This window comes from Pseudomonas sp. EYE_354 (assembly GCF_023148575.1).
GTDB lineage: Bacteria > Pseudomonadota > Gammaproteobacteria > Pseudomonadales > Pseudomonadaceae > Aquipseudomonas.
Genome location: NZ_JAHXNQ010000013.1, coordinates 158,559 through 172,570, shown reverse-complemented (window position 1 = coordinate 172,570; position 14,012 = coordinate 158,559). Strand labels below are relative to the sequence as shown.

Here is a 14,012-nt window from a genome sequence, read left to right as displayed (position 1 = left end):
GTGCAATACGGCTTAGGCAGTAACCAGCTTACTCAGGTAACCCATACAGCCTTGCAAAAGAAGCAAGATAGGCTGTCAGCTTTTTGCTCCTTCGCCATGCATACTGTCGGCATTTCGCGTGTAATAACGTAGGGCCAACTACAGGAGAAAATCCTTCGTCTCGCAATTGCAGTAAAACATTTCCTCGTGGTATTTCCAAAAGCCGTGCGACTTCAGGGGACAGAATATAATTACGTTTGAAATGTTTTATTGCTGTGGGACTTATAATCTGTGCTGACCGTCTAGAGCATTGAACTTTTTCACTACTAAGACGGCCATGACGTACAAGTGCGTAAGCCACTTCCTCCTTCACGCCCAGCTCTTTTGCTGCATCCGCGACTGACAGTCCTTTGTCCTGCGATGATGAGTGAAGTGTTATTTTCCTCAATAAAAGTTCGCTTTTACTCACTAACCACTCACCAACACACACCGCTTCTGACTCAGCTCTGCAAAATACAGGTATTTCACCATCCTTAATTGCAACAACCAATTCTGTTAAGCCATTTGAAGTAGGAAGGTAGTGCTTTGCGACTTGAGAAATTGTTATGAAATCCACACCGCAGCTTTTCAAAAAAATATTAGGTACTAAAGCCCCTATTGAAGAGTAGTCAATTAACCATCTCTCACCAGCATGCGGGCAACCACCAACGAATTTCAATATACCTGCCTCTATTAATTGCTCGATACGCTTCTTACTCAGGCAAAGCAAACGAGATGTTTCACGTAAGTTAATCGGTTCATGCCGCGATGAGGTGAGCCTGCGAGCGTCTTCTAGATCTACCACTGTGGCAGTTTTACCACAGGTGTAAGTAAACTCTCTCGTGGCAAGCTCGCCGTACATATGCATCCTTCGGAGAAAACTTTCGGGAAGCCCAACTGTTCTCGCTGCCTTTTTGTATGGGAGCCATCGATGGGCAAGTAATGTACACTCACTTAAGCGCCGATTCCTCATAGCCAATGGACCCTCCCAGTATAGAACAACGTATCGTTCAAACTCATCACGAACAAAGTCGTAGCATTCGTCTGTTAACGACAAATACACATCATTGTAAATTCTTCCAAATGCAGAGCCTAACCTCCAAGAAAGGCTAGACTCTCTAAGATCCATAAGATCGTTAAGCAAATCATGAAAGGTTTTTGGCCAACCTAAGAGTATTTTACCCGCAGCAGCAGCCAAGTCAGGAACCACGTTTTTATAAGACTTCGAGGCGATAATCATGTTCATATCATGTGTGCAGCTCAATGCCCTTACAGCAACTCGAATGGCAAAAAAATGAAACTGGGCCAAAGTTAGCGAATCAACTCCTGGCGATAAATTCTTACTACAACCGCGGATTCGCTGCTCGAGTTCGACAGAAATCCACAGTTTTGATTCATCCACCGTCGGCAAGCTTGAACATGCCGTAATAATGGGATGGCCACAGCTGTCGCAGCTCTCCCTAAATAGAATCTTTTGCGTCGCTTTTGCTTGGCAACCGGGACATCTGTACAGGAGCTCACGTTTATGTACAGTGCACACTGTATATAGAGTTAGGTCCCACAACTCTCGCCAATAAAATTCTGAAGCCATACAAACTGGGCAATACTTTGCATTTATTATGGACCATACCTTCTGATTATTAAATTTAGGCGCTCGAATTTCCGCACTCACATCACGCCAACTTGCATGCCTAGCATGCTCACTTAGCCAGTCATATACCAGCTCATCAGAGAGATCTTTGAAAAGCTTAATAACCTCGCCATTCCAGAGACCATTACATCCTCCCAAGCGATGTAGATAACCCGCCAAGCTCTCATCATATTTAGGCGCAGGGTTTACTACTAAACCGAACATAAAACTGTTCCCTCGGAAAACATCGCAACCGTTTAGATTTAAATAATAAAAACCCGATGATTACACCGGGTTTGAATAGCTTTAAGCCGCAATAATGTCGAAGCTTTCAAACGGCTCATGATCTCTGATCAAAGGTTTGAAATCGAACATATCACTAAACGGATTTCGCTCATCAGGTGCTGCACTCCAGACCTCGTCCTTAAAGGCCTCACGAAGTATTTCAAGATTGATGCCTTCGGCTCCTAGATTCTGTACCAACCAAACGGCGCGATCAACAATCTTGATTAGATAGTCAATTAAACCGAATGAGGCCAAATAAAAGCGACGAATCATTTCCTTATCTGTAAAAGTAATGGAAAGGACCGGCAGTAGTTCACGGACGCTTTGAAGCAACATAGCGAACTGTGTCCAACTGGCCTCATTTAGCGTGAATCTGTTGTAATCAACCGTTGCAGAGAATCTTCGTCGCAACTGTTCGTTGGCCCAAAGCAGACCTTCAGTCCGCTTTAGGCCAACGAGGACGAACATAATGCGAGTTTCGTTCATCAGACTTTTGACCCAGTCAGCGGCCTCGTAGGCATCATTACGCTTGTAATCCACGAGATGCTGCGCTTCGTCTAGAACAACAACTTCGACGTTGAGGTTGCTCAAAAGCAAAATGATCCTCGCAAATTTCGTTTCGGCAGAATGGCTACGTGAGTCTGCATAGGGATCTTTCATCGCGGTTAGCATGGCTGTTGCGAGATTTTTTTTAGTAGGCGACGAGGGAATCTCCACAACGAGAACAGAGCGTTTTACCTCCTCGGTTTCTTTCGCAGACTCCAAGCCCCTAACGTACTCTTTGATCAACGTGCTTTTCCCCACACCGCTTGGTCCTTGTATAACAAGCCCCTTGCTAGAGCCTGTGCGTCGTGTGTCTCCATGCACTTCAATTAATCGAGTCAGTGCTCGCTCCGCCTGCGGACTGAGGATGAAGTGGTGACGTAGGGAGAATTGCGCTTGGTTTTCTTGATAACTGCTCATGATTTATTGTCTCCGCTCGGGTCACGAAAAGTTACCTTGTATGGAGTCGCCGTATCTATCGTCATCTCCATATCAAAACAATCCATATCGGCGGATACAACTTGATGCTTCGCTGGTTGAATCTTCCAACCGTTCTTATCTAACTTGGCACGGGCCACCTCCCGACGCTTACGCATCATCTGAGAGCGGCGAGCCTCGTTGATATCCTCGGTTATATCGCGATGCGATTGATGAACTTGTTCGAAACTAGGATTAATGACTCCGCTATCTTTTAGCGCTTTATTAGCTGCTTTCAATACATCACGGCTCAACCCAAGCATGCGCTTGTCTTTTATAGGTACCTGCAAAAATATATTTCTGAAACGATCATGCACCCAAACATGGCCGACCTCATCACGATACCGAACGCTTACTTTTTCTTTAGGTTGCAGCCGCGCTCTCAGCTCGGATAGTTCAGGAGAGTGGTATCCATAGCCTCCTACTTCTATACCGTAGTGATGTATCTGCGCCATACTTCGGCGTGCAAGGATACATTCGAGTGCGTCAAGATCAACGGGAAGCCTAAGCTGTCGGCCTGCCTCGTGGGCGGCCCACACTTGCGCAGGAGTCCTTTTGTTAAGCCCTCGGTGGGATGTTTGGTGGTACACGTCAACAACCCACTTCACAACGCTGGCTTCAAGCTGAGTCAACGTGAAGCAAGCGTGTTTCTCCGATTTGTAATCCCCCTTCTCTTGGATATTGGAAAAAGTTGTTCCTGGTAACTTATGAATCAATCCAATATTCAGGGTACGGAAAAACCTCTCAACTGAACCTTTCATTTCCGGCCCTCGGGATCGAGGGTACATAATCTCGATACCAAGCTCGTTGAAGCCAGCGATCATATCGTCCGCATGGAATTCAGCGGCGTTGTCAGGGACGAGCCGTGCGGGCATTCCATGACAACGCCACTCGTTCTGGACGTTAGGAAAGCGCGCCAAAAGCGCTGCTTTAGGCCGAATGCCGCGCTCGATTACACGAAGCACAGTTTCGGTATTTGGTGCAGATAAATGGAGTAGGTAGCCCATGATCATGCGGGAAAACTTGTCAAGCACTACCGTAATATAGGGGCGCCCAATAACGAATCCTGTTTCTTCGTCAACCAACAACACGTCCAACAGAGTATGGTCAATCTCCCAACGATCCAATATGCTATCAACAACAAGTACTCCGTCCGCGACCCGATGTTTCTTTTTGGCAGCATGTTTACCTATACGATGTACATCAACCTCATACGGATCAAGCTTAGCTATATATCTCCTAATAGTCATTCCACATGGTTTTATTAACTGATCGGAACCCAGACGTGTAGCATTTATCTCTTCCAAGCGCTTTAAATATTCGCCGACTACTACCGAAATTTTTTGACGTTCTAACTGAAGGTATACTCGATTTATAACATCTAGCAACACCTCTTCTAGCTCACCAGATATTACGTTGACCCTTCCTTTAGAAGAATGTTTCGGTACGAGCCTTACAACATTGTTACCCAGAAACTTCGAGCACCACCTCCTAACTGTTGAAATCGAGGGAGTACGCGACTCTCCTAGCGCCTCAGAAATCAATTTTAATTTAGCTCGTAGAGTTTCCTTACTGGGTATCCTTGTATTACCTTCCATTACGCCAGTTATATAGTAACGCCGGCGTAAAGCTTCATCACTGTGCTTTTTTGGAAAACAAGTTAAATCCGGGCTTGCGTTCCTCGCGTAGGGAATTTCACCAAGGAACGGCTGTTCCGCACAGATTTCGATCTCCCGCCGTTCGTAACCGAGATAAAACTCAGACTCAGTTAACTTAGTCGGCTCTCCTAGCTGATCATAAAACAGCAAGCTCCCATTAATGATTCTCCGGTGAAGTGACATCGTTACCCCATTTATAACAACAACGAGTTTCGACTTAAGCAAAAATGTTTGCATGGCGATGTCCTCCGGTTAGAAAGATCGGTGATTTATAACCTAGTGAAACATCAAGGTTGACGCCAATAATGCACAGAGCTAAAAAACGCCAAGCTTCCATCTCTCCAAAAATCGATACCGCTTCCTCAAAACTATGAGGTTGATATTTATTTAATTCGGAACAGGCGTCTGCTTTATCCGATGAAGAAAGCAAAGGGCCACGTCGGTGATATAGAATCTTTTGTAAATTATTTGCTAGTGGCTCCCTCCATATCAAATGATCCGTAACGACAGAAAAATTCCGATTGGTAGCAATGAAATGCATTTTTGCTGCATCAAGTTTTAACTTAACGCTGTTAATTAACAGTCTTTTTTCTGGCTTCACTTCGAACCACCACTCACAACCGTTTTCAAGAAAAACGCGGAGATCGGGAACGTAATCTACAAATGAATCACCTAGTGGAACTCTTTCCCGAGAAGGCTGCACTTCATAACGAACAACGGTCGGGGAGAGCTCCAGGAGCCGAAAAAAACCACCTTCCAACTGGGATTCCCAAGGCACAGAATGGCCATTTTTTAAAGAGGGGAAGTACCCCCGGAAATGACATGAGCTTCGGGTAACTACCTTACGTACTGCCATCGCACACCTCCATAGACGTGCACCGTCGCTGCACCAGGAAGCCTGGTGCAGAGCGGTAATCGAGGGCTACAATCGACAGGCAACACTTTCCCGTCGAGCAGCCTCGATAAAGTCGAAATGATGGGAGGGGATTGACAAGTACTGAAAAAAAGCTGAAATTGCTGACACCACATCTGCAACTCTGCTTCAAATCAGCGCGGTCAAAGCCCCTAGGTTTTGGTCGCGTTTTTACATTTCACACCTCCCGCCTTTCATTTTTCACCCTCTGACTTAATAGATAAACACAATCTAAGTACTGCTTGGTTATACGGACCTGATCTAAACGCGTTAACCTATCCACCTTCTAATTAAAGAGTTTGCTTGAATCACCTTCAGCAACCTTTTGATTTCACTAACGGAATAGTCCAGCGCTCAAAAACTAGATATTAAATAGTATTCCAGCACGTTAGGAAAATCCATGACTTACAGATAAAAATCGACCAATTTTTTTACTTCTCAGCAGCGTATCCGGCAAATTTTTAGAGATAACTAGGTATAATATATTTATACTTATTGAACACTCAGAATATAAATATTAATACCTCCCCTATTACTCTGCTTCACGCTCCAACCATCTAATTACTCTATTTTTTTTTACTCAATCAGATGTCAGGCTCGCCCTATTAGGCGTTCCGTTCCGATTAACTTTCTTGCCTCTCGGGTTGCTGAAGGTATAGATCCACAAGGGTTTCGGTTATTTAACCGTCCAAAAATCCCAACCTAATTAGCACCAATAAATTTTTATTATAGATTCGCTCTCCTGTGCCAAAGTCACCGTCGCGTATCCCACCGTTTTACGAGCAAAAAAAAGCCCGCTATCAGCGGGCCCTCTTCTAAAATGACTGCCTAACCCTAGGGGCTAGTCGAACCATTTATTTGTGAAACGTCGCAACTATTCTGTGAACCTACACCGGATCAGAAGTCCAGGTTGGAAACCGCCAGGGCGTTGCTTTCGATGAAGTCACGGCGAGGCTCGACCGCATCACCCATCAGGGTGTTGAAGATCTGGTCCGCGCCAATGGCGTCTTCGATGGTTACACGCAGCATGCGACGCTGAGCCGGGTCCATAGTGGTTTCCCACAGCTGATCGGGGTTCATCTCGCCCAGACCTTTGTATCGCTGAATGGTATGGCGCTTGGTGCTTTCTGCCATCAGCCAGTCGAGGGCTTCTTTGAATTCCTTGACTTGCTTCTTGCGTTCGCCACGCTGAATGTAAGCACCGTCGTCCAGCAGGGTGCTCAGTTGCGCGCCCAAAGTCACCACGGTCTTGTAGTCATTGCTGCCGAAGAAATCTCGGTTGAACGTGACGTAGTTCGACAGGCCGTGCGAGATCAATTCGACCTCTGGCAGCCATACGTTACGTTCACGGTCTTCACGCAGACTCGCTTTATAGACGAGGCCGGATTTCTCGACGGTACGCAGACGCACTTCGTACTGGGCCAGCCAGTCCTGCATTGCTGCATGATCACTCAGTTGCTCCAGGCTCACCGCCGGCAGGTAGATGAAGTGCTCGGTCAGTTCCTGAGGGTACAGACGCGACAGGCGCTTGAGAGTCTTCATCACCATGCGGAAGTCGTTAACCAGCCGCTCCAGCGCTTCGCCGGAGATGCCTGGTGCTTCGTCGTTCAGGTGCAGGCTCGCATCTTCCAGGGCCGACTGCGTCATGTACTCTTCCATGGCGTCGTCGTCTTTGATGTATTGCTCTTGCTTGCCTTTTTTCACTTTGTACAACGGCGGCTGAGCGATATAGATGTAGCCACGCTCGATCAGCTCCGGCAACTGACGGAAGAAGAAGGTCAGCAGCAGGGTACGGATGTGCGAACCGTCGACGTCAGCATCGGTCATGATGATGATGTTGTGGTAGCGCAACTTCTCAATGTTGTACTCGTCACGGCCGATACCGCAGCCCAACGCCGTAATCAAGGTGCCGACTTCCTGGGAGGAAATCATCTTGTCGAAGCGCGCCTTCTCGACGTTGAGGATCTTACCCTTCAACGGCAGGATGGCCTGGGTGCGACGGTTACGACCCTGCTTGGCGGAGCCGCCAGCAGAGTCACCTTCCACCAGGTAAAGTTCAGAGAGGGCAGGGTCCTTCTCCTGGCAGTCAGCCAGTTTGCCCGGCAGCCCAGCAATATCCAGCGCGCCTTTGCGACGGGTCATCTCACGAGCCTTACGCGCCGCTTCACGGGCGCGCGCAGCGTCGATCATCTTGCCAACAACCAACTTGGCTTCGTTCGGGTTTTCCAACAGGAAGTCGGAGAAGTACTTGCCCATCTCCTGTTCCACCGCAGTCTTCACTTCGGAAGACACCAGCTTGTCTTTGGTCTGGGAGCTGAATTTCGGGTCCGGCACTTTCACCGAAATAATCGCAGTGAGGCCTTCACGGGCATCGTCACCGGTGGTGGCGACCTTATGCTTCTTGGCCAGGCCTTCGGCTTCGATGTAGGTGTTGAGATTACGCGTCAGTGCGGAACGGAAACCCACCAGGTGAGTACCACCGTCGCGCTGAGGAATGTTGTTGGTGAAGCACAACAGGTTCTCGTTGAAGCTGTCGTTCCACTGCAGGGCGATTTCCACGCCGATGCCGTCTTCACGCTGGATGTTGAAGTGAAACACCTGGTTGACCGCAGTTTTGTTGGTGTTCAGGTATTCAACAAACGCACGCAGGCCGCCTTCGTACTTGAACAACTCTTCTTTGCCGCTGCGCTCGTCTTTGAGGACGATACCCACACCGGAGTTGAGAAACGACAGTTCACGAATACGCTTGGCCAGGATGTCCCAGCTGAAATGAATATTCTTGAAGGTATCAGCCGAAGGCTTGAAGTGGATCTGAGTACCGGTGGTTTCGCTGTCGCCGACGATTTTCATCGGCTCTTGCGGAACGCCGTGGACGTAGGTCTGTTCCCAGATCTTGCCGCTGCGGCGGACGGTCAGGATCAACTCTTCGGACAGAGCGTTTACCACCGACACACCCACACCGTGCAAGCCGCCGGAGACTTTATAGGAGTTGTCGTCGAACTTACCGCCGGCGTGGAGCACAGTCATGATGACCTCTGCCGCCGAAACGCCTTCTTCTTTATGCACGTCTACCGGGATACCACGGCCGTTGTCGCGCACGGTAATGGATTCGTCCGGGTGGATGATGATGCTGATGTCGTCGCAGTGACCGGCCAAAGCTTCGTCGATGGAGTTGTCGACCACCTCGAACACCATGTGGTGCAGACCGCTACCGTCATCAGTGTCGCCAATGTACATACCGGGACGTTTGCGTACGGCATCCAAACCTTTCAGCACTTTAATGCTGGTCGAGTCGTACGTGTTTTCTTCGCTCATGCCTTCACTCCCGATGGTCGTGGGTCTGGGTGATACGGCCTTGTTCCACGTGGAACAAAGCAACTGGCGTTTCCGTCTGCCAGCCTTCCCTCAATAATTCGTGGTCTACACAGGTAATAAACACCTGGCAGCGTAAGTCTTCCAATAAGCGGCATAACGCACGGCGGTGTTGCTCGTCGAGTTCGGACGGCAAGTCATCCACCAGATAAATACACTGCCCGCGTCGGGCTTGGCTAACCAGATGGCCCTGGGCGATACGCAATGCGCACACCACCAACTTCTGCTGACCGCGGGACAATATATCCGCAGCATTGTGAGCGCCTAATCTAAGACGCAAATCAGCCCGTTGGGGTCCGGCCTGGGTATGGCCGATTTGCTGATCCCGCTGCAAGGACGTGGCGAGCACTGCACTCAGTTCTCGCTCTTTGTCCCAACCTCGGTAGTAGCTCAGCGTCAGGCCCTCAAGATCCAATAACTCACTCAAGGTCTGCTCAAAGACTGGTTTCAAGGCTTTGATATAGGCGCGGCGGTATTCATCTATTTCGTCGCTGGCCAGGCACAGTTCCCGGTCCCAGGCCGCTTGCGAAGCGGCGTCAAGTGTACCATGCCGCAGCCACGAGTTCCGCTGCCGCAGGGCCTTCTGCAGCCGCTGCCAGGTGGCCATAAAACGTGGTTCCACGTGGAACACTCCCCAATCGAGGAATTGCCTGCGGATTTTCGGTGCGCCTTCCAACAGGCGGAAGCTGTCGGGGTTGATCAATTGCAGGGGCAGAATTTCGGCCAACTGAGCAGCACTGCGAGCGTTCTGCCCATCAATCCGAATTTGAAACTCGCCACCGCGATCACGGGATATCCCCAGGCTGCTATGCCCACCTTCCGCGAGCTCAACTTGGCCGAAGACCGTAGCTGCCAGTTGTTCGTACTGGATAACCGGTAACAGGCGAGCACTTCGAAAGGAACGAGCAAGCCCCAGCAAGTGGATGGCTTCCAGCACGCTGGTTTTGCCACTGCCGTTGGCGCCGTAGAGGATATTGATGCGGGGGGAGGGGGAGAAGGTCACCGGGTGCAGATTGCGCACCGCGGTGACCGAGACGCGACTGAGGGACATCTAGCTTCTGCTGAGCATGATTACAGGCGCATCGGCATGACAACGTAAGCCGAGTCGTCGTTATCGGATTCCTGTACCAGGGCGCTGCTGTTGGAGTCTGACAGGATCAGGCGAACCTGTTCGGTGGTCATCACACCCAGCACGTCCAACAAGTAGCTTACGTTGAAGCCGATTTCCAACGAGCCGCCATTGTAGTCGACGCCCACTTCTTCTTCTGCTTCTTCCTGCTCAGGGTTGTTGGCCTGGATTTTCAGCTGCCCGTTGGCCAGTTGCAGACGGATACCACGGTACTTTTCATTGGACAGAATCGCCGTACGGCTGAACGCCTCACGTAGAGCCTGACGATCACCAATCACCAGCTTGTCACCACCTTTGGGCAATACGCGCTCGTAATCCGGGAACTTGCCGTCAACCAACTTCGAGGTGAAGGTGAACTCGCCGGTGGTAGCGCGGATGTGATGCTGGCCAAGAACAATGCTGACATTGCCATCCGGTTCAGTGAGCAGGCGCGCCAGTTCGAGGATACCTTTGCGCGGCACGATCACCTGGTGACGGTCCGGTTGGCCAATTTCCGCACGCATCGAGCACATGGCCAAACGGTGACCGTCAGTGGCTACGGCGCGGATGATGCCTTCGGATACTTCCAACAACATGCCGTTGAGGTAGTAACGCACATCCTGCTGAGCCATGGCGAAGCTGGTGCGCTCGATAAGACGGCGCAGCTTGCTTTGTTCCAGGCTACAGGTCAGGGAACCTGGACCTTCTTCTACCGTAGGGAAGTCATTGGCCGGCAACGTCGACAGCGTGAAACGACTGCGCCCGGCCTTGACCACCAGCTTTTGCTCATCGACTTTGATGTCGATCAACGCGTCATTCGGCAGGCTTTTGCAGATATCCATCAGCTTGCGCGCCGGTACGGTGATCTCGCCCGGTTCAGCAGGCTCTTCCAGCTGCACACGCCCCACCAGTTCGACTTCCAGGTCGGTACCGGTCAAAGACAATTGCTGGCCTTCGACAACCAGTAATACGTTGGATAGCACCGGCAAGGTCTGTCGGCGCTCGACGACGCCTGCGACCAGTTGCAGGGGTTTCAACAGGGCTTCGCGTTGAATGGTGAAATGCATGGTCTAGTCCCTTGCCTTAATAAGCTGCACTGGTGTCATTACGTAGTCAGTGTACGCAGCAGGTTCTTGTAGTCCTCGCGAATGTCCGCGTCGGATTCCTTAAGTTCGTTGATCTTGCGGCATGCGTGCAAGACCGTAGTGTGATCGCGGCCGCCGAACACATCGCCGATTTCCGGCAGACTGTGATTGGTCAACTCTTTGGAGAGGGCCATGGCCACCTGACGCGGACGTGCTACCGAACGCGAACGGCGCTTGGACAGCAGGTCGGAAATCTTGATTTTGTAGTACTCGGCCACGGTGCGCTGGATGTTATCCACACTCACCAGCTTGTCCTGCAGCGCCAACAAGTCTTTCAGGGATTCGCGAATCAACTCGATGGTGATGTCGCGGCCCATGAAGTGCGAATGCGCGATGACCCGCTTGAGCGCGCCTTCAAGCTCACGCACGTTGGAACGAATACGTTGGGCAATAAAGAATGCGGCATCGTGCGGCAAGTCGACCTTGGCCTGGTCGGCTTTTTTCATCAGGATCGCCACGCGTGTTTCCAGCTCCGGCGGCTCGACCGCAACGGTGAGACCCCAGCCGAAGCGCGACTTCAGACGCTCTTCCAGGCCTTCGATTTCCTTCGGGTAACGGTCACTGGTCAAGATGACCTGCTGGCCGCCTTCGAGCAGGGCGTTGAACGTGTGGAAAAACTCTTCCTGGGAACGTTCCTTGCGCGCGAAGAATTGAATGTCATCAATCAGCAAGGCGTCCACAGAGCGGTAGAACCGCTTGAACTCGTTGATGGCGTTGAGCTGCAAGGCCTTGACCATGTCAGCCACGAAGCGTTCCGAGTGCAGGTACACGACCTTGGCATTCGGGTTCTTCTTTAATAAGTGGTTACCCACAGCATGCATCAAGTGGGTCTTACCCAAACCAACACCGCCGTAAAGGAAGAGCGGGTTGTAACCATGCTTGGGGTTATCTGCGACCTGCCAGGCAGCGGCACGAGCCAACTGGTTGGATTTGCCTTCGACAAAGTTCTCGAAGGTAAAGGTACGGTTCAGATAGCTGGTGTGCTTGAGCGCACCCTCGACCTGCACGGTGCGCTGTTCGGCGCGTACCGGCGCTTGCTGGGAACTGGCACCGGCCATCGGATCAAAACTGTCGCGGGACGGCTCTTCATTTATAGGCGCATTTTTTGGCGACGTAGATTTGGAAGGCGTCTGGGCAACCGGCGCGGTCGAATGATTAACGGGTGCCGCTGCGGCCTGTGCCTGCGAGACGCTTGCCGCCAACGGGGCGTTCGGCGCAGCACGCGGGGCAGAGCTACGTTTGCTGCCTATTAACAAGGAAAGCACAGGGGCGAGGCCATTGCCGTGTTCATCGAGTAACTCGAGAACGCGACTCAGGTACTTCTCGTTGACCCAGTCGAGAACAAAACGATTAGGTGCGTAGACACGCAACTCGTCGCCTTCGGCTTCGACCTGTAGCGGACGGATCCAGGTGTTGAATTGCTGGGCAGGCAGCTCATCGCGCAAAAGCTCCACGCACTGCTGCCAAAGTTCCACTGACACGGATATCCCCTAAGTTGAAAGCCGGTGAGGCAAAAACAGCCGCCATTGTAGCGACCGGCAGCCCACTTATCCACATGTAGGTTGCTCACAGGCCAGCCAAAATCAACGTCTTATCTGTAAAAAAGGCGACCAATGGTCTGTGCATAAGCTCTGTGGATAAGCGCACCTGAGCTCGTTGCACAAGTGGGGGAGAAAGTCTGTGGGTAACCCGCCTGTGGATAAAATGTCATTCCACGCACAGGTTATCCGACAGCGCAGCACAGGCAGAACACCGTTTCTCCCCCGTGTTGTCATCCTCTGTACACAACGTAAAACAAGGCCTTAAGGCAGTTATCCACAGAGGAATGGCTGCCTAGCTTTTATAAGCTTTACAGAAAAGCTTTAAATAACTTCCTTCTTTATTTTTATATCTATGGCATTGCCCATGGAAGGTAGGCTGATAGAAACGGTCGCTTTCACCTGTAGAGATCTAATTGAAGGAAAAGCTGGTTGGAAATTGACCTAGAGGCTTGCTTTCTCTAGAATCGCCGGTCTCTTAAAACGGGGGCCATTCCGGCCCGTTGTGGACGAACCAGGTAACAACGCCATGAAACGTACTTTCCAACCAAGCACCATCAAACGCGCCCGTACTCACGGCTTCCGTGCTCGCATGGCTACCAAGAACGGCCGTGCTGTCCTGTCGCGTCGTCGCGCCAAAGGTCGTGCGCGTCTGGCAGTTTGATAATCCGGTACTGGTGGTGAGTCAGGACTTCAGTCGGGAAAAGCGTCTGCTAACCCCCCGGCATTTCAAGGCAGTCTTTGACTCCCCCACCGGCAAGGTTCCGGGGAAAAATCTCCTGCTCCTTGCGCGTAACAACGATCTTGATCACCCCCGTCTCGGACTGGTGATCGGCAAGAAGAGCGTAAAGCTCTCCGTTGAGCGCAATCGCCTCAAGCGTCTGATGCGCGAATCGTTTCGCCTCCACCAGGACACTCTGGTTGGTTGGGATATTGTTATCGTCGCGCGCAAAGGCTTGGGGGATGTAGAAAACCCCGAATTGATTCAGCATTTCGGCAAGCTCTGGAAACGTTTGGCGCGTACCAACAAGCCAGCACCAGCAGTCAGCACCGAAACTGTAGGGGTAGACAGCCTTGATGCGTAAACTGGCCCTCGTTCCGATCCAGTTTTATCGCTATGCCATTAGTCCTCTGATGGCCAGCCACTGTCGTTTCTACCCCAGTTGTTCCTGCTACGCGTTAGAGGCCATAGAAAATCATGGTCTTCTGCGCGGTGGCTGGCTGACCTTTCGTCGTTTAGGTCGCTGTCATCCGTGGAATCCCGGTGGTTATGACCCGGTTCCGCCTATCCCTACCTCCCGTTCTTCTTCGATGGCCGAGTAATC

The 14,012-nt window shown here is 50.9% G+C and carries 11 protein-coding genes; 3 read left to right on the top strand and 8 right to left on the bottom strand.

Annotation, left to right across the window (positions count from 1 at the left end):
* Nucleotides 1-28 precede the first annotated feature (28 nt).
* The 8 genes from KZX66_RS18880 to dnaA form a co-directional block, all read right to left on the bottom strand.
* Nucleotides 29-1,873 carry a TniQ family protein gene (locus KZX66_RS18880; protein WP_248082070.1) on the bottom strand — a complete coding sequence of 615 codons (1,845 nt, stop codon included), beginning with the start codon at nt 1,871-1,873 and terminating at the stop codon, nt 29-31.
* An 81-nt stretch (nt 1,874-1,954) separates the two neighbouring features.
* Nucleotides 1,955-2,896: a TniB family NTP-binding protein gene (locus KZX66_RS18875; protein ID WP_248082068.1), complete on the bottom strand. Its 942-nt coding sequence runs from the start codon at nt 2,894-2,896 to the stop codon at nt 1,955-1,957.
* Nucleotides 2,893-4,848, bottom strand: a complete 1,956-nt coding sequence (locus KZX66_RS18870; protein WP_248082066.1) for a DDE-type integrase/transposase/recombinase — start codon at nt 4,846-4,848, stop codon at nt 2,893-2,895. The genes KZX66_RS18875 and KZX66_RS18870 overlap by 4 nt, the downstream gene beginning before the upstream one ends.
* On the bottom strand, nt 4,829-5,467 hold the full coding sequence (locus KZX66_RS18865; RefSeq protein ID WP_248082064.1) for a Tn7 transposase TnsA N-terminal domain-containing protein: 639 nt from the start codon (nt 5,465-5,467) through the stop codon (nt 4,829-4,831). Before KZX66_RS18865 ends, KZX66_RS18870 begins: the two co-directional genes overlap by 20 nt.
* Nucleotides 5,468-6,421: 954 nt before the next feature.
* A complete protein-coding gene (gyrB, locus tag KZX66_RS18860; RefSeq protein WP_248082062.1) occupies nt 6,422-8,839 on the bottom strand; it encodes a DNA topoisomerase (ATP-hydrolyzing) subunit B in 2,418 nt (805 codons plus the stop codon).
* Between the two features lie 4 nt (nt 8,840-8,843).
* On the bottom strand, nt 8,844-9,947 hold the full coding sequence (gene recF, locus KZX66_RS18855; RefSeq protein WP_248082060.1) for a DNA replication/repair protein RecF: 1,104 nt from the start codon (nt 9,945-9,947) through the stop codon (nt 8,844-8,846).
* Nucleotides 9,948-9,967: 20 nt separating this feature from the next.
* Nucleotides 9,968-11,071, bottom strand: coding sequence for a DNA polymerase III subunit beta (dnaN, locus tag KZX66_RS18850; RefSeq protein WP_248082058.1), 1,104 nt, complete (start codon nt 11,069-11,071; stop codon nt 9,968-9,970).
* A gap of 38 nt (nt 11,072-11,109) precedes the next feature.
* Nucleotides 11,110-12,630 carry a chromosomal replication initiator protein DnaA gene (gene dnaA / locus KZX66_RS18845; protein WP_248082056.1) on the bottom strand — a complete coding sequence of 507 codons (1,521 nt, stop codon included), beginning with the start codon at nt 12,628-12,630 and terminating at the stop codon, nt 11,110-11,112.
* A gap of 586 nt (nt 12,631-13,216) precedes the next feature.
* On the opposite strand from dnaA, the gene rpmH reads away from it, so the two are divergent.
* The 3 genes from rpmH to yidD are packed head-to-tail and all read left to right on the top strand — an operon-like array spanning nt 13,217 to nt 14,010.
* Nucleotides 13,217-13,351 carry a 50S ribosomal protein L34 gene (rpmH, locus tag KZX66_RS18840; protein WP_003213577.1) on the top strand — a complete coding sequence of 45 codons (135 nt, stop codon included), beginning with the start codon at nt 13,217-13,219 and terminating at the stop codon, nt 13,349-13,351.
* Nucleotides 13,352-13,367: 16 nt separating this feature from the next.
* Nucleotides 13,368-13,772 carry a ribonuclease P protein component gene (gene rnpA / locus KZX66_RS18835; protein ID WP_010565857.1) on the top strand — a complete coding sequence of 135 codons (405 nt, stop codon included), beginning with the start codon at nt 13,368-13,370 and terminating at the stop codon, nt 13,770-13,772.
* Complete coding sequence (gene yidD / locus KZX66_RS18830; protein WP_010207715.1) at nt 13,765-14,010, top strand: membrane protein insertion efficiency factor YidD; 246 nt, start codon at nt 13,765-13,767, stop codon at nt 14,008-14,010. The genes rnpA and yidD overlap by 8 nt, the downstream gene beginning before the upstream one ends.
* The last annotated feature ends 2 nt before the right edge of the window (nt 14,011-14,012 follow it).